This window comes from Microbulbifer aggregans (assembly GCF_001750105.1).
Taxonomy (GTDB): domain Bacteria; phylum Pseudomonadota; class Gammaproteobacteria; order Pseudomonadales; family Cellvibrionaceae; genus Microbulbifer; species Microbulbifer aggregans.
Genome location: NZ_CP014143.1, coordinates 1422684 through 1445546 on the forward strand (window position 1 = coordinate 1422684; position 22863 = coordinate 1445546).

Below are 22863 nucleotides of genomic sequence, written 5' to 3' on the forward strand. Positions count from 1 at the left end.
CCGATGAACTCCGGCCTGCCCACGCGAGTAAAGATGGTGGAAGTGGGGCCCCGGGATGGCCTGCAGAACGAGAAACAGCCCATCTCCGTCGACACCCGCATCGGCCTGGTAAACCGCCTGTCCCAGGCCGGGCTGCCGGTCATCGAGGCCGGTAGCTTTGTGAGCCCCAAGTGGGTGCCACAGATGGCCGCCAGTGAAGAAGTCCTCGCCGGCATCGAGCGCAGAGCGGGTGTGACCTACAGCGCCCTAACTCCCAATCTGAAGGGCTATGAGCGGGCAGTGGAGGCGCGGGCGGATGAGGTGGCCGTGTTCGGCGCTGCGTCCGAGGCCTTCACGCAGAAGAATATCAACTGCTCGATTGCCGAGAGCCTGGAGCGCTTCGCTCCCCTGCTGGAGCGCGCTGCTGCAGACGGCATCCCGGTGCGCGGCTACGTATCCTGTGTGCTGGGCTGCCCCTATGAGGGGGAAATCGCACCCGAGAAAGTGGCGGAAGTGAGCGCGGCGCTGCTGGACATGGGCTGTTACGAGATCTCCCTCGGCGACACCATCGGCGTCGGCACACCGGAGCGGGCCAAGCGCATGATCGAGAAGGTGGCCAGCCGGGTTCCGATGGAAAAGCTGGCAGTCCACTTCCACGATACCTACGGACAGGCACTGGCCAACCTCTACGCCGCCCTGCAGATGGGTGTGGCCGTGGTGGATTCCGCGGTGGCAGGCCTGGGGGGGTGTCCCTATGCACGGGGTGCCTCCGGCAATGTAGCCAGTGAGGATGTGCTCTACCTGTTGCAGGGGCTGGGCATCGAAACCGGTGTCGATCTCGACAAGCTGGTGGCGGCAGGCAACTTTATTTCCGCCGAACTGGGGCGCGAGAGCAATTCCCGCGTGGCGCGGGCGATCTCCCCCGCTTGATGGCTCCCCCTGATTCCTTTGTGGTGGCCGGGCGTTCGCCTTGCCGTCACGGGGAATCTGTTACCATCGGCGCAATCCATTGTTCAGTGCCGTTCTTCCTATGAAATTACTCCGCAATCTTCTTCTTTTACTGATCGGGCTTTTGCTGGTGGCCGCTCTGGTGGCGCCGGGCATGATCGGCCCCCGGGTGGAGGATGTCTGGAAACAGCAGCTGACCAACCTGCAGGGGGCAGAGGCTACCGATTACCAGCGTGGCTGGTTCGGTGCCGAGACGTATACGCGCATCACCGGCAGCGACGGCGCCACCGAACTGCGCAGTGAGATCCAGCACGGGCCCCTGCTCTTTACTGGCAGCGGACTGCGCCTTGGTGCTGTCTACAGTGTTACCACCGTGGTTCCCGAGCAGCTCCCGGTGGCTATTCGCACCCAGCTCGAAGCGCTTTATGGCCGCCTCGCCCACAGTCCGCTGCGCCTGGAGACGGTCGTGGGGGTGGATAACACGATCGAGAACATATTGCGCCTCGAGTCTTTCGTCCGCAGTGACGCTGGTGGGGAAGTACAGTTTGAAGGTGCCGAGCTGCATTTCCATTCCGGCTACAGCGGTGCGCTGCTGAACGGCACCATCGAGCTGGGCGGGATCCGCCACAGTGCCGGTGGGCAGGAGAAATTCTACAGTGCCCCCGCCAGTGGTGAGGTGAGCATTGTTCCCGGACGTTCCCTGGAGAGCAGTCTGCAGTGGCCACTGGTGAAGGCCGAGACGGAGTCCGGACCACTGGAGTTGCGCCAGGTGCAGTTGGACCTGGCACTGACAATGATCGAGCGTGGCCGCCTGAAACTGGAGAGCCAGTTCGAAGCACCACAGGTGCAGTCCGCGACGCCAGTGAGTGCGGTCAGCCAGCGCATCAGTATCCCCGAAGTTGCGCCCGCCGAGCTTGCCCACTACCTGTCACAACTATTACCTGCGTCCGGTGAGCGCGACTGGCCGGTAGTTTTTGGACCGCCCCTCGTTCTGCAGCAGCAGTTACTGGTGCAGTCAGCCAATGGCCCGATCATGATGGATGCCGATATCAACTGGCGCGGTTTGCGCACCGGCGCACGGCCGGTCAGCCAGGCTCCGTCCCAGTGGCTGGCACCAATGACTGGCACGATGACCTTTTCTGCTGCCGAGCAGGCTTTGCTGCAGTCGCCGTTGATCGGCCAGGCGCTGTTGCTGCGCAAATATGGGCTATTGGAAGAAAAAGATGGTGAGTTGCAGATGTTGATGGAGGTCGATCGTGGCGAGCTCAAGGTCAACGGCCAGCCGCTGCCGCCGGACCTCTTCCTGATGGCGATCACCGGTCAGTTCTGAACCCGGGCGTGCCCTGAACAATGACAAAAAAGGCCGGCATAGGTAGCCGGCCTTTTTTGTGGGTGTCAGTGGTGAATCAGTAGGCCGGGCGGTTATCCGCCAGTACTAGCCAGCCGCGAATTACCCGGTATACCACCCAGATCCAGCTGACAGCCAGAATCAGGAAGCCCAGGCCAAAGATCCACACGGTTGCCCAGCCCACCACGAACCAGAGAATACTGAACCAGAAGGTGCGGATCTGCCAGCGGAAATGGGATTCGGCCAGCGTGCCGCGCACGTCCCCGCGCTTCACATAGTTGATGATGACACCGATGAAAAACGGCACCGCAGTAAACAGGCTGATGGCCTGAATCAGATAGACCAGGGTGGCCAGATCGCGACCGGATTGTTCGCGGGCTTCTGGGGTTTTTACAGGGTACTGCTCGGACATGGGCTCTCTCGCAACAGACAAAAGGCTATTGTGCGATCACAGCGGCGCATTGCAAGCCGCATAAACTGGCTTTCACCGCAGGGCCCACTCGGTATGCAGATTTTTGCTTTTCCAATCCTGCAGCTGTTGTATCGAAACCCGCATCAGGTTGAGCAGTTCGGAGCGCTGCTGTCGGCAGCGTTCCCGCTCGCTATCGATGCCGAGCTGTGTGGACAGGTTGCGCAGGTGACCGGCGATTGCGTCCAGCCCGATTTCCCCCGCATTGGCTGCCACCACCAGTGCGAGTTTTTCGGCATCCAGCCAGTGCCGACCGGTCAGGGCGCTGGTGAGCTCGGTAATTTGTTTGGGCAGGCCGGCGGAGCGGCGGTTGATGAGTTCGGCGAAAGTCTGGTGGCCTAGGGTGTTGCGCTTGCGCTCGAGTGCTTCGAGATTGAGCACCTTCAAAGACTGAACCTCGACCGTGTCTGTCATGCCAAGTCGGGGAGCTTGGGTGACCGCCAGTGTCTGCACCTGCCCGAGTCGTTGAATCTGATCCAGTGAGCGGAGGATGGGTTGCAATTGGGAGCTTGCCCTCTCTGCCAGCATAGCGCTGTCACCCTCGGCGCTGATTGCCAGGCGCTGCAGGCTTTCTCGCAGGTTTTCCATCGGCCGGCGCAACTGATGGCCAATTACCGCCTGTAAATCCGCTTTGGACTGTTTCAGGTTGCTGATGCGCCTCGTCGCTTCCGACAGTTTCTTTTCACGTTCTTTTAGCTCGCGGCCATAGTGACGCAGCTGCCCGTCGAGCCGGTCACGTTCAGATTGAAGCTTATCGAAGCGCTCTTTGGAGGCTTGGCTCTGCTGGCGTAGCCATAGCCGTAGCCATAGCAGGGCACTGATAGCCAGTGTGACGATCAGAGTGAGCGAGACTCCGACCAGCCAGGTCATTGGCACCATCCCCGAATTGATATCGGGTGGTGTATGGCCGAGGGATAGGGATGGGACTGTGAGAAAAAAAAGTGCTGCGATGCGCACAGGTAGCGGGGACGTGAAGGCAGGCGCCCCCACGGAATAATGGCGTTTATTCATCCTTGTCACCATCTAAACGGGCCAAATCCTGCGGCCCAAAACCGATTTACCGGGTCGAACTTCTCTGTCAGACCAACGGGTGCTTGATACTGCAATTGAGCGCGCAACTCAAGGGAATTTTGCGCTCGCCCGGCTAGAAGATGCGTTTGTTCTTCTTTGCGGAACTACAGTCCGCCTGATCTGCCCGTGCATGTTGACCCGCCCTAAAGATAGCTGAACCTGCCGGGTTACCGTGTTGAGGTAACCCATGCAGCGGGACGGGCACGATTGGGTTGCTCTTGCGGGCGGTTTAGGCGAGGGCGCGCCCCTGAATCTGAGGTCGCCGCTTGATCCACTGACGGCGCAGCCAATCTAGATAGACACCGTAGGGCCGTCCCATGGCGCCGGCCAGAACCATGAAAGTCATGCTCGCCGTGGCGATTTCCATCCAGCTTGCGCCACCCAGCAACATGTTGGCCGTATACAGCGGCAACTGGAAGCTGAGGAACACGAAAGTGTCCACCAGGTAGGCGTGCAACCGGCCCCGCCCCGGAACCCGGCGGTAGATCCACAGGCGATAGAGACCGAATGGGCGTGCGATCAAAGTATTGAAGAATACCGCCAGGAGGCGCACCTGCAGGTGCTCCTGGAAACTCATGCCGGCCAGCAACAGCTCAATGGGAATGGCGATAGCCCAGGAAAAGCTGTTCATGGCGAAGATGTCGAGCAGCAGCTCCCGGCGACGGCACAGAGACGGCGCTGGGTACGGTGTTTGCTCGGTTTCTACGGGTGGTGCAATGATCGGCGGCGACATGGGAACAGCTATCTCGTCGGCGTGGTTTCACAATGGCTGGCGATTATATCTACAGTTTGAGCGAATGCTAGGCTGAGATTGTTATAAATTTATTAAAATTAGTATGTAAAGTTTGTGTAGATCTCTAAATTATGATGAATTCCCGCTCTTTTCGCCTTGCGGCGTAGCTCTTTGTTCTAATAAGCCGGCTTTTCTGCCCGCTGGATGGAACAGGAGGTTCAAAGCTGCGAATTAGCCTTGGAGTAGCGCGACATGCAGAAACAGGAGGAAGAATTTGTCGATTGGGAGCGGGCTGGAGGAATTGATGGTGCTCATAACGTCCCCGGGGGAGCCCGGGGACGTTATGAGGTCAGATGGCCACCTTCTCGACGACCAGGCTGCCGATGGAGTAACCGGCGCCGAAAGAGCAGATCACGCCGCGGTCACCGGCGGCCAGATCATCGCTGTAGAGGTTGAACGCAATCACTGAGCCAGCACAGCCCGTGTTCGCGTAGCGATCCAGCACGATCGGGGCCCGCTCGCTGGAGGCATCGTCGCCCATCAGCTTTTTGGCGATCAGGTTGTTCATATTGATATTGGCCTGGTGCAGCCAATAGCGGTTCACCTCGGCCGGCTCGGTGCCGACAGCCCGTACGTGCTCTTCGATATGGGCGGCCGCCATCGGGCAGACCTCCTTGAACACTTTGCGGCCGTTCTGGCGGAAAAGCTTGCCGGCGCCAAAGGGATCGACGTCCGCGGCGCGGGCGGTGTAACCGAAGTTGGAGCGAATATTGTTGGAGAATACAGTCTGGGCGCGCGTGCTCAGCACCTCCCAGGCGGTATCCACGCCACAGTTCTCACGTCGCTCGACCACGCTGGCTACCGCCACGTCGCCGAAGATGAAGTGGCTGTCCCGATCGGTGAAATCAATCTGTGGTGATGCCAGCTCAGGATTGATGACCAGTACGGCCCGTGCCGAGCCGGCAGCCAAGGCATCGACGGCACGCTGCAATGAAAAAGTGGCTGAGGAACAGGCCACTTCCATATCAAAGGCGAAGCCCTCGATTCCCAGGGCACCCTGGATCTCAATGGCGATGGCCGGATAGGCGCGCTGCATATAGGAGGCCCCGACGATCACCGCATCGATATCCTCCGGCTTCTTGCCGGCCTTCTCCAGCGCCAGCTTGGCAGCCTTGAGGCCCATCTCTGCCTGCAGGCTGATTTCGTCATCCGGTCGCTCGGGCAGATAGGGGCGCATCCGGCCCGGATCCAGAATCCCCTCGCGACTGATGACGTAGCGGTTCTTGATGCCGGATGCCTTTTCAATGAAGTCCGCCGATGAGAGCGGTTTGGCGGCCATGGTACCCGCCTCGATCTCCGCTGCATGGCGCTCGTTATAGCGCTCGGCGAAGGTGTTGTAGGCCTCCACCAGCTCTTCATTACTGATAGCCTCCGGCGGCGTCCACAGTCCGGTGCCGCTGATCACGATACCGCGCGGCAACTTGAAATCTGTCATCGCTGAATCCTCGGCTCGCCTGTCGACGGCTCGCGAGCCCATAGTCATTAATTAAAACCTTAGCAGCCCGGACGGGCGGACCACTGATTTGCCTGCGGCCCAGTGAGAGCGGGGGATGCGCACACTGGCGGGCACAAAAGGGCGCGTATTGTGACGGGATTGCCACATCCGGTCTACTTTGTGGCAACTGGCGCCAGCCAGTGTTCAGGGGGTTCTGGCCAGAGCGACGGCGATGACCTGAGAGGCGCCTGCCGCCAGCAGGGCGCTGGCAGCAGCTTCAACGGTGGCGCCGGTAGTAATGACATCGTCCACCAGCCCCACCCGGCACTCCCGCACGTCCCGAGACACCGCGAAGCTGTCTGTGAGATTGCGCAGTCGCTGCCGTCGATCCAGTGACTGCTGATGGTCGCTCGAACGGCACTTGCGCAGGCCGCGGGGCAGCACCGGCAGGTGCCAGGCCTTGCCGATGGTGTCAGCCACCAGCTGCGCCTGATTGAAACCCCGCTGCCAGTAGCGCCGCCAGTGCAGTGGAACCGGTATCAACAGGTCCAGTGATCCGGCCATATGCGCCAGCGTTTCGGCCGCAAGGCTCGCCAGACTGTGGCCCGCCGCCAGGTCGCCCTCGTACTTGAAGCGCTGGATTAACTGGTTAACCGGGAAGCCGTAATGCCAGGCGCAGTGGGCTGCTACTTGGGCAGGCGGACGGGACAGGCAGTTCGGGCACTGAGCGCCGGGGCTCGGTATTACGGGGGGCAGCGGCATGGCGCAGGTGTGGCAGGCGCCTTCCAGAAGGGGCAGATCCCGGGCGCAGCCGGCACAGAAGCCGAAGTGGGGCTCGGCGCCGCCTCCGCAGAGGACGCAGCGCAGTATTCTGCTGTGGCGCCAATCGCTGTAAACCATTCCCTGGCCGCTCGGTTGACAGTGGCCGGCCCACCGCTACACTGGCGAAATTCCCAACAATCGCCGCACCTGCGCCGGACCAAAACAATGAACCAGGGAGACTACCCCCAGTGACTGCCGCCCAGCAAATGCCCTTCTCCAAGATTCGTCACGACTGGACTCGCCAGCAGGTGCTGGAGCTCTTCGCGATGCCTTTCAATGATCTGCTGTTTACCGCCCAGCAGGTGCATCGCACCCACTTCGACGCCAACCGGGTACAGGTGAGCACGCTCTGCTCCATCAAGACCGGTGCCTGTCCGGAAGATTGCGCCTACTGCCCGCAAAGTGCCCGTTACGACACCGGTCTGGAACGGGAGAAGTTGATGAAGGTGGAGAAGGTGCTGGAGGAAGCCCGCGCGGCCAAGGCCAGCGGCGCGACCCGTTTCTGTATGGGCGCCGCCTGGCGCTCACCGAAGAAAAAGGACATGCCTTACGTCACCCAGATGGTGCGCGAAGTGAAAGCCCTGGGGCTTGAGACCTGCATGACCCTCGGTATGTTGAATGATGATCAGGCTGCGGAACTGGCGGATGCCGGCCTCGACTATTACAACCACAATCTCGACACCTCGGCCGAATATTACGGCGAGATCATCACCACCCGTACCTACCAGGATCGTCTGGAAACTCTCGATCGCGTGCGCCAGGCGGGGATGAAGGTCTGCGCCGGTGGCATTATTGGCATGGGTGAAGGTGAGAAGGACCGTGCTGGCCTGCTGATGCAGTTGGCCAATCTGCCCGAGCACCCGGAATCGGTGCCCATCAATATGCTGGTGAAAGTGGCCGGGACCCCGCTGGAACAGGAAGAGGATCTGGATCCGTTCGAATTTATCCGCTGTATCGCCGTGGCCCGCATCATGATGCCGAAGTCCCACGTGCGCCTGTCCGCGGGCCGCGAGGCCATGAGTGACGAGATGCAGTCCCTCGCTTTCCTGGCCGGAGCCAACTCCATTTTCTACGGGGAGAAGTTGCTGACTACCGGCAACCCGGAAGCGAATAAAGATATGCAGCTGTTCGGGCGCCTCGGTATCCAGCCGGAGGAGTACCAGCAGTACGCCGACGAGGCCGAGGTGGAGGCGGACCTGACCTCGCGTATCGCCGAGCAGGAAAACGCTCCCTATTTCTACGACGCGGCCAAATGACCCTTCGCGCCATCCTGCAGGCGCGGCTCACGGAACGCCGCGAGCGCGGGCTATACCGACGGCTGAAGACACTGGAAGCGGCGCCCTCGCCGGGCGCTGTGCTGGATGGTCGACCGATGGTTGCCTTCAGCAGCAATGACTATCTGGGCCTCGCCACTCATCCGGAGGTCATTGCCGCGCAGCAGGAAGGCGCGCGCCTCGGTGCCGGTGCCACGGCTTCCCACCTGGTTAACGGCCACTTTGGTATCCACGAGCAATTGCAGGATGCGCTTGCCGCCGCCACAGGACGCGAGGCAGCGCTGGTGTTCTCCAGTGGCTATGCCGCCAATATGGGGGCCATTTGCGCTCTTATCGGCCGCGGTGACAGCATTGTTTCCGACAAGTTGAATCACGCATCCCTGATCGACGGTGCACGTCTGTCGCGGGCGGAGAGCCTGCGCTTTGCGCACAGTGATACCGGCGCGCTCGCCCGCCAGTTGGCACGTGCTGCGACCGCGGGAGGCAATACCCTGGTCGCTGTCGATGGTGTCTACAGCATGGATGGCGACTGCGCACCGCTGGCGGAGATCGCGCAGCTGTGCCGGGAACACGATGCCTGGCTGATGGTGGACGAGGCACACGGTTTTGGTGTCATGGGCAGTGAGGCGCTGCCGGTCGCCGGCAGTGCGGCTGCAGCTGGCCTGGGTGAGGAGGAAGTACCGGTGTTGATGGGAACCCTGGGCAAGGCGGCGGGCAATGCCGGTGCTTTCGTGGCTGGTTCCCGCGAGCTGATCGATTACCTGGTCCAGTTTGCCCGCACCTATATCTACACCACCGGCATGCCCCCGGCTGTTGCGGCCGGCGCCCTGGCAGCTGTGCGGGTGATGCAGCGCAAGCCGGAATTGCGGCAGTGCCTGCAGGACAACATTGCCCACTTTCGCCGTGGTGCGGCCGAGCGCGGCTTGCCTCTCTGCGACAGCGCAAGCCCCATTCAGCCTCTGCTACTGGGCTGTGAGCAGACGGTGATGAGCGTCGCAGCGGAGCTCGCGTCGAGGGGCTTTCTGGTGGGGGCGATTCGCCCTCCCACTGTTCCCGCTGGCACAGCCCGCCTGCGCATCACGCTCAGTGCCGCCCATACCGCTGCACAGATCGATGCCTTACTGGACGCTCTCGGTACAGCACTTACCGGCACTCTTTGTGGGGAGGGCGCGGCCAGAGAGGTGTCTCCATGACTTTCGAACATGTAGTGCTGCTGCACGGCTGGGGCTGCGACGGACGCATCTGGGCGCCGTTGCAGGCTGAACTCGAAGCTCGGCTGGCTCTACCGGTCACGGTGCTTGAATTGCCGGGTTTCGGTGATAGAAATACATCGCCCTGGCCGGATACCGGGGTCCTGCTGAGTGAACTCGCGGAGCGCATCCCCGCCCGCAGTCTTCTCGTCGGCCATTCGCTGGGCGGCATGCTGGCCGTGCGTCTGGCTGAGCAGAATGATCGAGTCGCAGGCGTCATCACCCTGGCTGCCAATGCACGCTTTACCGCTGCGCCGCACTGGCCCGGTATGGAGCCGTCTGTCTTCGCGCAATTTAACCGCTCATTCAATGAGGCTGCGGAGAAAACCTGGCAGCGTTTCTGTGGCCTGCAGGTCCAGGGCGATCGACAGGCGCGCCCGCTGCTGAAAGAGCTGAAACGGCAGCGTCCCGGGGCAATCGGCGATGCCTGGGCGCTGGCGCTCCGGTGTCTGGGTCAGCTGGACAATCGGGAGTTGCTGCGTTCGTTGAAGAAACCGCAACGACACTTGCTGGGCGCAGAGGATGCTCTGGTACCTGCCGCTGCTGCGGATGCACTTCGAGAGATGGATCTCGCGGTAGAGGTAATCGATGGTGCCGGGCATGTGCTGCCACTGAGCCAGCCGGAGGTGATCGTTACCGCGATTGACACTTTCGTCCGTGAACACGCAAGTGAGGGAGAGGAGACAAAGGCGGCGGAGCCATTCGCCAAGGCGGCGGTAGCCCGCTCATTTGGCCGCGCCGCAGCCCATTACGATGCCGCTGCCCATCTGCAGCGCGCTGTCTGCCGGCACCTGCTCGCCAGTTTGCCGGCGAGCGTCGAACCGCGGCGTATTCTCGACCTGGGCAGTGGCACAGGCTTCGGCTGTGAGCTTTTGCGCCAGCGTTTTCCCTCCGCGGAGATCATCGCCCTGGATCTGGCCGAGGGCATGCTGGCCTATGCGCGCGAGCGCCGACCGGCCGCCGATGGATATATCGCCGCGGATGCGGAACAGCTGCCGCTGGCTGATGCCAGTTTTGATCTGGTCTTTTCCAGCATGGCGCTGCAGTGGTGCTACCGGCTGCCCCAACTCTTTGCCGAATTGCAGCGCATCACCGCACCCGCCGGGAGACTGCTGGTTTCCACTTTGGGGCCTGGCACCCTGCGGGAGCTGAAAGCAGCGTGGGCCAGTGTGGATGACGTCGTCCATGTGAATCGCTTTCTTCCTGCCTGTGAATGGTCCACGGCTGCAGTGGCGGCGGGGCTGCCCGGAAGTGTGCGCGTAGAGGAGCGGGTGCTGCACTACGCCACCGCCGTGGAGTTGATGCGCGACCTGAAACGGATTGGAGCCCACAACGTGAACCGGGAAGCGGGGCGTGGGCTCACTGGCCGCGATCGCCTGCGTCGATTGTCAGAGGCTTATGAACCCCATCGTACCAACGCCGGATTGCCGGCCAGCTACGAAGTCTTCTACCTGGAGCTGCAACGTTTCGATGGGGGGGAGAGAACGCATGACGCCGGCGCAGAGGCCGGCGTCATGGAGATGGGACGCCGATTCCGGGCGGACCCGGTCAGGATCACGGGTAGATAGAAATCGGAGTCGGGGTGTCGACCATTGCCCAGATTTCGTCCATTTCGCGGTTGGTTACCGCGATACAGCCGTCGGTCCAGTTCATCTTGGTGAGGTAGTTCTCCATCCCTTTCCACTGCGGTTTGATGCCGTGGATCATGATGTCACCACCGGGATTCACACCCAGGCGTCGTGCGCGGGCCTTGTCCTGCCGGTTCGGATAGGAAATGTGGATGGAGCGGTAAAAACGGCTCTTCGGGTTTTTCCAGTCCAGGGTGTAACGGCCTTCCGGCGTCCGCTCATCCCCCTGCATGACCTTGTGGCCGCGCGGGTTCTCGCCGAACACGACCTTATAGCTCTTCAGCACGCGGCCGTTACGTTTCAGTTGCATCAGTGATTTCGACTTGTATACAACCACTTCGTCTGCCTTCTGGATGGCGGCAGAGGAGAGGAGGGGCGCTAGCATCAGCAGTGCAAAAGCAAGGTATCGCATAGTATTGGCAAACCGTGTTTGTCAGTGATCCGTGGAACGGCAGCTTCCCTGCTCTCATCCTCCGGGTGGGGATGGCGCGATTTATGACAGCGTTGTCCTTCGCTGGCAATCAAATCCCGGCCGGGCATCGTGTTAGGGAGCTGTCCTAACCCCGGTGCATAACAGCGGCTGGGGTGATTAAAAAATACTCTAAGCGGTTAATTTATCAGCAAGCGGGCGGCGTTTCAAACGGCACCAACGAAAAAAAGCACTGAACGGAGGGTCATTTGTGACCAGGACCTATTTCGTGACCGGAACCGACACAGAAGTCGGAAAAACCTTCATCAGCGGGGCGCTTCTGGAGCGGGCGTCGCAGCGGGGGCTGCAGACGGCAGCGGTGAAACCGGTGGCTTCCGGCTGCGAGGTGACCCACGAGGGGCTCCGCAACGGCGATGCCCTGCTGCTGCAGGAGGCCATGACAATGACGCTGCCCTATCAGCAGGTCAACCCCATTGCTCTCGAGCCCGCCATCGCTCCCCATATAGCCGCCATGGAGGCGGGCAAGCGGCTGGATGTGGGACGAATGGCCGGTGTCTGCCGGGGAGTGATGGCTGCTGGGGCGGACCTGGTGCTGATCGAGGGTGCCGGAGGCTGGCGGACGCCTCTTGGACCAAGGTCCTATCTCTCTGACTTGCCAAAGCAGTTGGATATCCCGGTAATCCTGGTCGTGGGCATGCAGCTGGGATGTATCAACCACGCCGTGCTGACTGCCGAAGCTGTCCGTCGCGATGGACTGACGTTGGCGGGCTGGGTGGCCAACTTCGCTCGCGAGGGAATGGCCCGCCCCGATGAGAACCTGGCAACCCTGCGGACGCTGCTTCCGGCACCGCTGCTGGGGGTGGTTTCCTTTGATGAGAATGCCGACTTCCGGCGCGCCGCCGGAGCTCTGGACATCGCGCCCCTGCTGAGCTGAGCCGGTTTCCGAAGCCGGGTGAATGGCGCCTCGGACAGTTGACAAGCAGGCCGCTGCCACCTAGATTCAAACAATTGTTTGAAACAGTTGACTGAGGAGCCGATCATGGCGGAGTACAAGGCACCGCTGCGGGAGATGAACTTCCTGCTACACGAGGTTTTTGCCGCAGACGAACTATGGGCGCGTCTGCCGGCCCTGGAAGGCGTGGCGGATCGGGAAACCGCGGATGCCATCCTCGAGGAGATGGCCAAGCTCGCCGCCAACACCCTGGACCCCATCAACCGCAGTGGCGATGAAGAGGGCTGTCACTGGGAGGAAGGCGTGGTGACCACGCCGAAGGGCTTCCCGGAAGCCTACGCCACCTTCTGCGAAGGCGGCTGGGGTGCGCTGCTGGGCAATCCGGAATACGGCGGCATGGGTATGCCGAAAATGCTCGGCGCCCAGGTTGAAGAGATGATCAACTCTGCCAACATCTCTTTTGCTCTCTACCCGGTGCTGACCGCTGGCGCCTGCCTGGCGCTGGATGCCCACGGCAGCGAAGAGTTAAAACAGCGCTACCTGCCGAAGATGTATGAGGGCAGCTGGGCTGGAGCCATGGACCTGACCGAACCCCATGCGGGCACGGATCTCGGCATCATCCGCACCAAGGCGGAACCGCAGGAAGACGGCTCCTACAGGGTCACCGGCAGCAAGATTTTCATTACCGGTGGTGACCACGACCTCTCCGAGAACATCATCCACCTGGTGCTGGCCAAGCTGCCGGATGCGCCCAAGGGGCCGAAAGGCATCTCGCTGTTCCTGGTGCCGAAGTTCCTCGTCAATGAAGACGGCAGTATCGGCGAGCGCAACGCAGTGAATTGCGGTTCCATCGAGCACAAGATGGGAATCAAGGCCTCTGCTACCTGTGCCATGAACTTCGATGGCGCCAAGGGCTGGCTGGTGGGCGAGCTTAACAAGGGGCTCGCCGCCATGTTCACCATGATGAACTACGAGCGCCTGGGTGTGGGTATCCAGGGCCTCGGCGCCTCTGAGCGCTCCTACCAGAACGCAGTGGAGTACGCCCGTGAGCGTATCCAGAGCCGTTCCCCGGCGGGGCCCCAACAGGCTGACAAGGCCGCCGACCCGATCCTGGTGCACCCGGACGTGCGCCGCATGTTGCTGACCCAGAAAGCCCTGATCGGTGGTGGGCGCGCTCTGTCCACCTATGTTGCCCAGTGGCTCGATATCGCCAAGTTCGGCGAGGGTGAGGAGAAGAAGAAAGCGGAGGCGCTGGTTGCGCTGCTGACTCCGGTGGCCAAAGCATTCTTCACCGACAAGGGCCTGGACTGCACCGTGCTGGGCCAGCAGGTCTTCGGTGGTCACGGCTATATCCGCGAGTGGGGCCAGGAGCAGCTGGTGCGCGACGTGCGCATCACCCAGATTTACGAGGGCACCAATGGCATCCAGGCTCTGGACCTGATCGGCCGCAAGACGGTTGCCAACAACGGCGCTTTCTTCGAGCTGTTTGCTGGTGATGTGCAGCAATTTATCGACAGCCAGGTGGACAACGAGGCGCTGGCAGAATTCATCCAGCCGCTGGCTACAGAACTGCAGCGCCTGCGCGAGGTCACCGCCCGTGTGCTGGCGGCGGCGCAGGAAGACCCCCATGCGCCGGGTGCGGCCTCGGTGGAATACCTGCATCTGTTCGGCTATGTGGCCTATGCCTTCATGTGGGCGCGCATTGCTGCCGCTGCATTGCCGAAGACTGGCGAAGATAGCTTCTACAGTGGCCAGGTGAAGACCGCGCGCTTCTTTTTCGCCCGTCTGCTGCCCCAGACCAAGGCCCTTGCCGACAGCGTGGATGCCGGCAGCGCCACACTGATGGATCTGGAGGAGGAGCTTTTCTGAAGCCCTGCCCGAAACCTCTGAGGCCAGCGCCTGAACCAGAGCCCCGCACCGCGGGGCTTTTTTGTGGGCGGGCTTTCTCCTAAACTCGGCAAGGCGTAAATAAAACCGATAACAAAGCCATGCCCGAGAAAAAACTCTCCGATGAAGACCAGGCCAAGGTCGACAAGTACCTGCATACCGGCGTCAACCGCGTCGAAAGAAAACCTTTTCGCCCCCTTCTGCTGCTCGGCATTATCGTCGGTGTGCTGACGGTGCTCTCGCTGGTCAGTTTGCTGATTGCGCGGACCAAGGGAGTGGTGTGATGGCAGAGAGCGAAGGATTTGTACCGCTGGAGTTTGACCGGCTGAGCGAAGAGGAAATGGCACGTCGCAGCGGGGATTTTTTTGCACGCATGAAGCAGCGTCGCAGTGTCCGCGACTTTTCCGACAAGTCGGTGCCAAGAAGAGTGATCGAGGACGCGATCCGCACTGCCGGTAGCGCTCCCAGCGGCGCCAACATGCAGCCCTGGCATTTTTCTGTGGTCAGCAGCCCGGACTTGAAGCGCCAGATCCGGATCGCAGCGGAAGAGGAGGAGCGGGAGTTCTACCAGCGCCGCGCTTCCGCCGAGTGGCTCGATGCGCTGGCGCCTCTGGGCACCGATGCCCACAAGCCGTTCCTGGAGACCGCGCCCTGGCTCATCGTCGTCTTTCTCAAGAAATTTTCCAGTAGCGACAGCGGGGAGCGCCTCAAGAATTACTACACCGCGGAATCCGTGGGTATCGCGACAGGCATGCTGATCGCGGCCCTCCACAATGCCGGGGTGGCCACCCTGACCCACACACCGAGCCCGATGAAGTTCCTGAATGAAATCCTCGGCCGTCCATCCACGGAGAAGCCCTATATGATCCTGGTGGCCGGCCTGCCGGCGGAGGGGGTGGAAGTGCCGGCGATCGAGAAAAAGCCCCTGGAAGAAATCGCGGATTTCCTGTGATCGTTGTTGGCTAAATGTGCGCCAGAAAGGCTATTCTTACCGCAATTTTTAGAAGGCTGGTACAAATAACTGTGGTTTCATGGAAATGGATTCCGGTTTTCGCGGTGTTTTTTGCACTTTCAGGTTGCGACACTCTGGCCAGAATCGCCCTGGAAGGGGCGACCGATAGCCGCATACGGTACGGCTCCCATTGTCAGACCCTGCGCATGCAGTGCCGGGCAGAGAACTACCGCGAATGGGAAACCGCGGATGGGAAAATGGGTTGTTCCTGCGACGGGCCGAGTGGGCAACAACGCTATCCGGGCGGGAATAACGAGGCCATTTGAGCCAATAGCGTCTAGGGCTTTTGTCCCAGCTGGAGCAGGTGCTCCCACTCTTCTCGCTCCACCGGCTGAATCGACAGCCGTCCCTGCTTGACCAGTACCATCTCCTGCAGCAAAGGGTCCGCTTTGATTTCCGCCAGCGGCACCGGGCGCATGAATTTACTGCGCCAGCGCAGGTCCACGCAGAACCAGCGGGGCTTTTCCGCGCTGGCCTTGGGGTCGAAATAGGGACTGTCCGGGGCGAACTGGGCCGGGTCCGGGTAGGCGGCCCTCACGACTTCAGCAGTGCCTACCACCGCCGGTACCTTGCAGGCACTGTGGTAGAAAAGCACACCGTCTCCCCCTGCCACCCTGTCACGGAGAAAATTGCGTGCCTGGTAGTTGCGGATGCCGTCCCAGCGGCCCGTCTGGGCGGGTTCGGCGGCCAGGTCATCAATACTGTATTCGTCCGGTTCGGATTTGAAGAGCCAGTAATTCAAGCTTTGCTCCTTTTTATCACCTCGCGACCTTTATGTTGGCTGCGGCGGGTCGTCTGCGGCAGTCGGTGTTCTCGCTGCGCCGGGCTGTATTTCGCCGGCGCGCGGCGCCATTTAGTATGAACGTCTGTAGAAGTGTCAACTACGGCCCGCCAACCATGGCACCGGGCCGTTACGGGAGAGTATGGGCAACAAGGCTTTTCAATGGCTGTCGGAACGGCTGGCCTCTCAGCGCTGGAAATACTGGGCGCTGCAGGCTTCCGGGTGGGGTGGTTATACCCTGCTGACGTTCGTCGGCAGCTTCTTCTGGGTGAAGAACCACTGGCTGCACTCCGGCTATATCGCCGTGGCGACGGCTTCTGGTGTGGCACTTTCGGAGTTGATGCGTCGTGGCTTCCACCGCTTGTGGCACCGTCCAGCGGCTGTCCGCTTCTTTGGATCGCTGATGGTGGTGGTGCTGGCCGCTGCGGTCTGGGCGGCGATCAAGTTTGGCGGGTCGCTGTGGCTGTACGGAAAGGAGAGTGAAGAGCACCCGTTCGTGCTGGCGGTCTACTGGTTCTCCTACTCGTTCCTGCTGCTGATGACCTGGGCGGCGCTCTATTACGGTATCAAGTACTACCAGGCCTCCCAGGACCAGCAGGAAAAGATGTTGCTGGCGGAATCCGCGGCTCATCAGGCGCAATTGAAGATGCTGCGCTACCAGCTCAACCCCCATTTTCTTTTTAACACCCTGAACGCCATTTCCACGCTGATTCTCGACAATGAGGGCCGCACCGCCAACTCCATGGTCTCGCGTCTGTCACAGTTCCTGCGTCACTCGCTGGACAACGACCCGATGCAGAAGGTCACGCTGGCGCGAGAGGTGGAGGCGCTGATGTTGTACCTGGATATCGAGAAGGTACGTTTTGCCGACCGCCTGGGTGTGAATGTGGATCTTGAGGGGGACTCCTCCAAGGCGCTGGTGCCGAGCCTGCTGCTGCAGCCGCTGGTGGAAAACGCGATCAAGTACGGCATCTCCCAGCGGGAGTGGGGCGGTGAGATCACCATCCGCGCCCGGGTCTTCGCCGGCGAATTGCTGCTGGAGGTGAGTGACAACGGCCCTGGTATGAGCGAACGCGAGCTGAAGTCTCTGGGTACCGGCCGCGGGGTCGGTATCCGCAATACCTGCGAGCGTCTGCGTGCGCTCTACGGTGAGGAGCAGAAAGTACGTTTCCGCAATCAGCCCGGCGGTGGCCTGGCGGTGCATATCCGTATTCCTTTCGAGCAGGAGTAGCGGATTGGTCGGGCGGACAGGAACAGAGAGCAGGAATGGAACCATGACGGCTACGGCAGAAAAACTGACAGCAATCATCGTCGATGACGAACCCCTGGCCAGGCGTGGCCTGCGTCTGCGCCTGGAAAACCTCGGCGGCGTGGAAGTGCTCGCCGAGTGCAGCAACGGCCGCGAGGCCAAGGAGCGGATTCCGGAGTTAAAGCCGGATATCGCCTTTGTCGATATTCAGATGCCCGGAATCAACGGTCTGCAGCTGGTGCAGGAATTGTCCGCGGAGGAATTGCCGCAGATCGTGTTTGTCACCGCTTACGATGAGTACGCCGTGGATGCGTTCGAGGTGAACGCAGTGGACTATGTGCTCAAGCCTATCGAGGAAGATCGCCTGCAGCGCGCCATGGAGCGGGTGCGGGAGAAGCGGGCCACCGCAGACCTGGCGGCACAGCGGGAGCAGTTACTCGAGGCAGTCGCGGATCTTACCCAGGAATCGCCACAGGCGCTGGAAGAAAAACTGGCCAGTGGCGAACTGTCCGGACAGCGCTACCCGGAAAAAATCGCCATCAAGGATGCCGGCAAAATCACCCTGGTACTGGCCAAGGAGATCGACTGGATCGATGCCGCCGGCGATTACATGTGTGTGCATGCCAAGGGGGAAACCCACGTGATGCGCATCACCATGAAGGAGCTGGAGCAGCAGCTGGATCCCCGTGTGTTTCAGCGTATTCACCGCTCGACTATCGTCAACCTCGGACGCGTGAGCGAGATCTGCGCGCATATCAACGGTGAGTATTACCTGGTGCTGCACAACGGTGAGCGGTTGAAAATGAGCCGCAGCTATAAAAACAAAGTGCAGCATTTCCTCTAGCGCAGCCGGACGCAGGGTCCGTGCGATTGGGGATGGGCGTCGCCGCTCAGTAGACTACCGATACCCAGTAGTTTGCTAGAAAGGAGGCGCCGACATGCGCTACGCCATAGCACTCCTTCTCAGTTGTGCCGCTACGCTCACCTGGGCGCAGGACCTGATACGGTCCCTGCCGTCCGGAGCCTCGCAAATCCTGGTGCGCGGTGAAACTTACTATTATTCGGCCGGCTCCTTTTACCGCTTGGCGAGAGGGGGGTATGTGCGCGTGGAACCACCGCGGGGTGCGCGAGTGCCCTACGCTCCCGGTAGCAGTGGCACCTTTACCATGGGCGGCGACCGATACTTCGTCACACGCAGTGGGGCCTTTTTGCGATACGAGCCCAGTGGTGATGACTTCACGGTCGTAGCCCCCCCCTACGGTTGGCGTGACTATTACAGTGAGGCGCCGGGGCTTCAGTCTTTGCCTGCACCGCAGGCGGCACCCCGGGCGCCTCAGGTGGCGATAGCACCCCGTGCCTACCCACGCCCCAGTATCGGATACCGGCCCCGCGGTAGCTATTATGCCGAGTTTCGCGGTAATTACCCCAGTGGCCCTGGCGGTGGCTACTACGGCCGTTATGGCTTCCGTGACTATATTGGCGGCGAGACCTATCGAGAGCGCCGTTCGACCTGCCGACGCATCGCCACCGATCAATCGCGCCGCGGCGACGTTGGCCCCTATCGTCGCGAGCCGGGCAGTTACCGGGACGAGTTCGAGCGCTGTATGCGCTAGTGCGGCTGTCAGTGGGCGGTCCCGGCTGCACTGACAGACGGACCTCAACAAAAGTCGCGTTGTTATTTGCGCCGGCTGTCTTGCCAGAGATAGCTCAGAGGTCCGCCAGGGCGGCGGAGCCCGCTGGGCTACACTGAAAAGGCGGGTCTTTTAACCCGCCTTTTCGCTCGTGTCGGGTTTTGCCACGGAGTCGGCGATTTATGAAGGATGGCAGCGGTTTCGCCTTCCTCAACTTCTACTCAGCCAGTCACCAGTCTCGTTGTGACCGGCGCCAGCGCGTTATCTCAATCACACTGGCGTTTTTCCTAACGCTCTTCAGTATTTCTGCACTCGCCCAACTGCCTGGCAGCAAGCCCAAGGAGTTCGCTCCGGTAATTCCTGACTTCTCTGCGCCCGCGGCGGACTGGTGGACAACCTGGCCGGATGCTACGCGGGAGCAGCGACAGGAGTGGCGCCAGGATTTGGTCCGCGCCTGGATGGAGTGGAGTGGCAAACTGCCGGAAAACGAGGAACTGCAAAAGCAGGCTGCAGCCGTTAATGACAGCTTCAAGCGACTCAATGTCACCTGGAACAGTTTCGATGAAATCAAGAAGGTGGAGGTATTGCCAGAGGTGGAGTTTCCCGAGGAGCCCACCGTACTCGACTGGCAGAAAGCCGATGCGGCCATCGCTCGGGGAAGGCAGCGCCTGCAGAGCCTGCAGCTGGAAGCGCGCCAGATCGAGGAGAGCCTGTCACAATCTCTGCGGGACCTGCGCAACCGGGTCGTCAATCTCAGGGACGCCGCCGAGGGCACCAATCGTGAAGTGGCCGCTCTCGCGCTGTTCCGCACCCAGGTGGATCACCTGAACATCATCGAACAGCGCAGCCTGCTGGAAGAGCAGATGACACTCTGGCAGGAGCAGATAAAGCTGGCTGAAAGCCAGCTCGACAATATGCTGGAATCGCTGAGTTACAGTGAGAAAGCCATGGACTCTCTCGATGGAGTCCTGACGGAATTGAAAGAAAAACGTGAAGCGTTGCAGGAACAGCGCTCTGAGTTGCAGCGCCAGGCTCTGCAGTCCACCGATCCGGCTGAGAACCTGCAGCGGGACCTGGAGCTGATGGAAAACGAAATCGCGCAGCTGGAGAACCAGCTGCGCCAGCGCAAGATCGTATTGCTCCAGTCGATAAACTCGGTACTGAACCCGGATGGCGAGGAACCATTGCTAGTGCGGGATCGCGATCTGGTGGAGACCGCCCGCACGATGATGGATGCCATTTCGCGCGACCTGAACTTACGCCAGCGTCAGGTGGTGGCCTGGAGCGATGAAGAGCGCGGTGCAATGCGTACCTGGTGGCGACGGTTTGAGAGAGTCGATACAGGGCTCGGGCGCGCCAACGATCTGCTGGAAGATCTACTGCGCTACGAAGCGGCGCAGCTGCAGGTATTTCAGGAGCGCCGGGGGTGGTGGGCGACCCTGAGTGAGCGCACCGGACACCTCACTAATATCGCCTACACCCGCTGGCGGCAGCTGGCGGATTACCAGCTTTTCACCATCAGCCAAAGCCCGGTAACGCTGCGGATCCTGGCGCGAGTGCTTTTTGTACTGATCTGTGCTTGGCTGATCTCCGGCTTTACCCGCCGTTTTCTCAACCGGCTGGTGCGCAAAAAGCACGCCAGTGAATCCTCCATGTACAACCTCGGCCGCGTGCTGCACTACAGCATCATCGGTATTGCGTTGCTGGTGGCGCTGGTGATGCTGGGCCTAGATGCCTCCAGGCTGGCACTGGTGGCAGGGGCGCTGTCGGTCGGTATCGGCTTCGGTCTGCAGGCCATATTTTCCAATTTCATCTCCGGCCTGATCCTGCTATTCGAGCAACCCCTGCGGGTGGGGGATCTGGTGGAGCTGGAGTCCGGTGTGTTCGGACGCATCCGCGATATCAACGTGCGCTCCACCCGCATCACCACCCGTGACAATGTGGATATTCTGGTGCCGAACTCCGAATTTGTTGCCGGTCGGGTGATCAACCATACCCTGGACGATCCGGTGCGGCGGATTCACGTTCCTTTCGGTGTGGCCTACGGGTCGGATCCGGACGAGGTGCGCGAGGCCGCGGCCGCGGCAGCCGAGCGGGTATCGATCACCCACACCGATTGGCAGCGCAAGACCGAGGTCTGGCTGATGGAGTTCGCCGACAGCGCCCTGAACTTCAAGCTGGTGGTCTGGATCAACAGCAACATGGTGTCGCCACTCGGGGACCCTTATGCGCTCTACAATCTTGAGCTGCTGCGGGAGTTCAACGAGCGCGGTATCGAGATTCCCTTCCCGCAGCGGGATCTGCACCTGCGCAGCTGGGAACCGCCGCTCTCGATCGCGCGCCGCAACAACCCGTGACCAAGAGGTTCTAATCGTTCAATTAATCGACTAAGTGTTTGTTCTGCAATCGCCTCCCCTGTATTCTGGAGCGCTTGAGGCGACGGTCCACAGAGGGCTGTATGCGGCGTACATTTTGAAACAGGACCCCCGCACTTGCTGATTATCCCGATACAGAACAAGCCCGACTGGCGTCGCCCGCCACTGATGTGCTTCGCCCTGATCGCACTCAACCTGCTGGTCTTCGTCTTCTACCAGGGCCGCGATGAGGCCCGCTGGCAGGCGGCGGAAGAGTACTATTTCTCCAGTGACCTGCCGGTGCTCGAGGAGCAGCGCTTCCTGGTCTACATCAACGAGGAGCATCCCGAGTGGCGCATGCATATGGATGCGCAGGGGGAAGAGTTCGTCTACCGCGAGCTGCTGGGTAACCGGGAGTTCCACCATTGGCTGCTGCCCCAGCTGCGGGCCGAGGGGGAAACCGAATGGCTTGCCCAACGCCAGCAATTTGATCAGTTACGCAACCGGCTCAGCGCTTTCGCTCTGGGGCTGACACCCGCTGAGCCGACTCTGGCCGGCCTGTTCGGCCATATGTTTTTGCATGGCAGCTGGGATCACCTGATCGGCAACATGGTGTTCCTGCTGCTGTTCGGCCTCTCCGTGGAGCTGGCTCTGGGCGGAGCCTGGTTCGCCGGCCTCTATCTGCTCGGCGGCCTGGCAGCGGCGGGACTGCATCTGGCAGTCGAGGCGGGCAGCCCGATGCCGATGGTCGGGGCCTCCGGTGCCGTCTCAGCGGTGATGGGGATGTTCGTCGCGGTTTACGGCGTACAGCGGCTCCGTTTCTTCTACACGATCGGCTTTATGTTCGGTGAATTCACTGCACCGGCATTGCTGGTCCTGCCCTTGTGGCTGGCTAAAGAGCTGTTCGGTTACTTCTGGGGCGACGCCGGTATTGCCTACTGGGCCCACCTGGGTGGGCTGCTGGCTGGTTTTGCCGTGACTATGGCCCTTCTCAGCCGCCGTCCGGTATTGGCGCAGATGCCTGTGGAACAGGGCATGCCCACTGCCGAGCAGCGGGTGCTGGCCCGAATCGATCGCCTGCAGGAGCAGGGTAAATATCTCGAGGCAGGCGAGGCGGCCAATGCCGCAGTGCGGCAGCATCCCCACAGTATCGACCTGATCGAGCGCGCCATTGAGCTGTCTTCTGTGGCACCGGACAGCGAGGCTTACCATCGGGCGCATCTTGCTCTCTTCGCCCTAGCGGATGATCACGCGATTGGCGTGGGGCAGCTGGCTGACAGTTACCGGCGCTACCTGCAGAACACCAGCAGGCCCCGTGCCCTCTCTGCCAAGGCCTGCCTGTTGCTTGCCCGGCGTGCAGCGCGCGAAAAGCAGTGGGGGTGGCTGGAAGAGTTACTGCGTCGCCTGCAGGGGCAGGGGGTCGATCACCCGCTGCTGCCCCGTCTCGGCATGGTCCTGGTGGAGCACTATCGCCGCCTGGGCGAGGAAGTGCGTGCGCGGGAAATCCAGCAGCTGGTGCGCACGGCCAGTATTTCCGATTAACCTTCCCT

21 protein-coding genes are annotated in these 22863 nt (G+C 61.2%); 14 read left to right on the forward strand and 7 right to left on the reverse strand.

Annotated elements, in window-relative coordinates; all coding sequences use genetic code 11:
- Positions 1-3: 3 nt before the first annotated feature.
- Positions 4-909 carry a hydroxymethylglutaryl-CoA lyase gene (locus tag AUP74_RS06125; RefSeq protein ID WP_069946809.1) on the forward strand — a complete coding sequence of 302 codons (906 nt, stop codon included), beginning with the start codon at positions 4-6 and terminating at the stop codon, positions 907-909.
- Between the two features lie 100 nt (positions 910-1009).
- On the forward strand, positions 1010-2257 hold the full coding sequence (locus tag AUP74_RS06130) for a DUF945 family protein (protein ID WP_069946810.1): 1248 nt from the start codon (positions 1010-1012) through the stop codon (positions 2255-2257).
- Between the two features lie 76 nt (positions 2258-2333).
- Here the strand turns inward: AUP74_RS06130 and AUP74_RS06135 are convergent, their stop codons facing one another.
- From AUP74_RS06135 to AUP74_RS06155, 5 genes are all read right to left on the reverse strand, one after another.
- Entirely contained in the window at positions 2334-2687 is a 354-nt protein-coding gene (locus AUP74_RS06135) for a DUF4870 family protein (RefSeq protein WP_069946811.1), read from the reverse strand.
- 72 nt (positions 2688-2759) lie between these two features.
- Positions 2760-3614: a hypothetical protein gene (locus AUP74_RS06140; protein WP_069946812.1), complete on the reverse strand. Its 855-nt coding sequence runs from the start codon at positions 3612-3614 to the stop codon at positions 2760-2762.
- 430 nt (positions 3615-4044) lie between these two features.
- Complete coding sequence (alaE, locus tag AUP74_RS06145) at positions 4045-4548, reverse strand: L-alanine exporter AlaE (RefSeq protein WP_083260848.1); 504 nt, start codon at positions 4546-4548, stop codon at positions 4045-4047.
- A 349-nt stretch (positions 4549-4897) separates the two neighbouring features.
- Positions 4898-6043: a beta-ketoacyl-ACP synthase III gene (locus AUP74_RS06150; protein WP_069946813.1), complete on the reverse strand. Its 1146-nt coding sequence runs from the start codon at positions 6041-6043 to the stop codon at positions 4898-4900.
- A gap of 204 nt (positions 6044-6247) precedes the next feature.
- On the reverse strand, positions 6248-6943 hold the full coding sequence (locus AUP74_RS06155; protein WP_069946814.1) for a ComF family protein: 696 nt from the start codon (positions 6941-6943) through the stop codon (positions 6248-6250).
- Between the two features lie 128 nt (positions 6944-7071).
- Here AUP74_RS06155 and bioB point away from each other — a divergent pair, with 128 nt between their 5' ends.
- The 3 genes from bioB to bioC are packed head-to-tail and all read left to right on the forward strand — an operon-like array spanning position 7072 to position 10957.
- Positions 7072-8121 (forward strand): biotin synthase BioB, encoded by a 1050-nt coding sequence (gene bioB / locus AUP74_RS06160; protein ID WP_083261096.1) that lies wholly within the window; start codon positions 7072-7074, stop codon positions 8119-8121.
- On the forward strand, positions 8118-9332 hold the full coding sequence (gene bioF, locus AUP74_RS06165; protein ID WP_069946816.1) for an 8-amino-7-oxononanoate synthase: 1215 nt from the start codon (positions 8118-8120) through the stop codon (positions 9330-9332). The genes bioB and bioF overlap by 4 nt, the downstream gene beginning before the upstream one ends.
- Complete coding sequence (gene bioC / locus AUP74_RS06170) at positions 9329-10957, forward strand: malonyl-ACP O-methyltransferase BioC (RefSeq protein WP_069946817.1); 1629 nt, start codon at positions 9329-9331, stop codon at positions 10955-10957. The genes bioF and bioC overlap by 4 nt, the downstream gene beginning before the upstream one ends.
- Here the strand turns inward: bioC and AUP74_RS06175 are convergent.
- Positions 10944-11429 carry a L,D-transpeptidase family protein gene (locus AUP74_RS06175; RefSeq protein WP_069946818.1) on the reverse strand — a complete coding sequence of 162 codons (486 nt, stop codon included), beginning with the start codon at positions 11427-11429 and terminating at the stop codon, positions 10944-10946. The two genes, bioC and AUP74_RS06175, sit on opposite strands and share 14 nt — an antisense overlap.
- 268 nt (positions 11430-11697) lie before the next feature.
- On the opposite strand from AUP74_RS06175, the gene bioD reads away from it, so the two are divergent.
- From bioD to AUP74_RS06195, 4 genes are all read left to right on the forward strand, one after another.
- The gene (gene bioD / locus AUP74_RS06180; RefSeq protein WP_069946819.1) at positions 11698-12381 is read left to right on the forward strand and encodes a dethiobiotin synthase; all 684 of its coding nucleotides are present in this window, start codon (positions 11698-11700) and stop codon (positions 12379-12381) included.
- 105 nt (positions 12382-12486) lie between these two features.
- Positions 12487-14268 carry an acyl-CoA dehydrogenase C-terminal domain-containing protein gene (locus tag AUP74_RS06185; protein WP_069948737.1) on the forward strand — a complete coding sequence of 594 codons (1782 nt, stop codon included), beginning with the start codon at positions 12487-12489 and terminating at the stop codon, positions 14266-14268.
- 119 nt (positions 14269-14387) lie between these two features.
- A complete protein-coding gene (locus AUP74_RS06190; RefSeq protein ID WP_069946820.1) occupies positions 14388-14570 on the forward strand; it encodes a DUF3094 family protein in 183 nt (60 codons plus the stop codon).
- Positions 14570-15238 carry a nitroreductase family protein gene (locus tag AUP74_RS06195; protein WP_069946821.1) on the forward strand — a complete coding sequence of 223 codons (669 nt, stop codon included), beginning with the start codon at positions 14570-14572 and terminating at the stop codon, positions 15236-15238. The genes AUP74_RS06190 and AUP74_RS06195 overlap by 1 nt, the downstream gene beginning before the upstream one ends.
- Before the next feature lie 337 nt (positions 15239-15575).
- Here AUP74_RS06195 and AUP74_RS06205 read toward each other — a convergent pair whose 3' ends face one another.
- Complete coding sequence (locus tag AUP74_RS06205; RefSeq protein ID WP_069946823.1) at positions 15576-16040, reverse strand: EVE domain-containing protein; 465 nt, start codon at positions 16038-16040, stop codon at positions 15576-15578.
- Positions 16041-16221: 181 nt separating this feature from the next.
- Between AUP74_RS06205 and AUP74_RS06210 the strand changes: the two genes are divergently transcribed.
- The 5 genes from AUP74_RS06210 (at position 16222) to AUP74_RS06230 (ending at position 22855) form a co-directional block, all read left to right on the forward strand.
- Entirely contained in the window at positions 16222-17310 is a 1089-nt protein-coding gene (locus AUP74_RS06210; RefSeq protein ID WP_069946824.1) for a sensor histidine kinase, read from the forward strand.
- Between the two features lie 43 nt (positions 17311-17353).
- Positions 17354-18172: a LytR/AlgR family response regulator transcription factor gene (locus AUP74_RS06215; protein WP_069946825.1), complete on the forward strand. Its 819-nt coding sequence runs from the start codon at positions 17354-17356 to the stop codon at positions 18170-18172.
- A 94-nt stretch (positions 18173-18266) separates the two neighbouring features.
- Positions 18267-18941 (forward strand): DUF6515 family protein, encoded by a 675-nt coding sequence (locus AUP74_RS06220; RefSeq protein ID WP_069946826.1) that lies wholly within the window; start codon positions 18267-18269, stop codon positions 18939-18941.
- Positions 18942-19141: 200 nt separating this feature from the next.
- Positions 19142-21316, forward strand: coding sequence for a mechanosensitive ion channel domain-containing protein (locus AUP74_RS17015; protein WP_083260849.1), 2175 nt, complete (start codon positions 19142-19144; stop codon positions 21314-21316).
- A gap of 135 nt (positions 21317-21451) precedes the next feature.
- Positions 21452-22855, forward strand: a complete 1404-nt coding sequence (locus AUP74_RS06230; RefSeq protein WP_069946827.1) for a rhomboid family intramembrane serine protease — start codon at positions 21452-21454, stop codon at positions 22853-22855.
- The last annotated feature ends 8 nt before the right edge of the window (positions 22856-22863 follow it).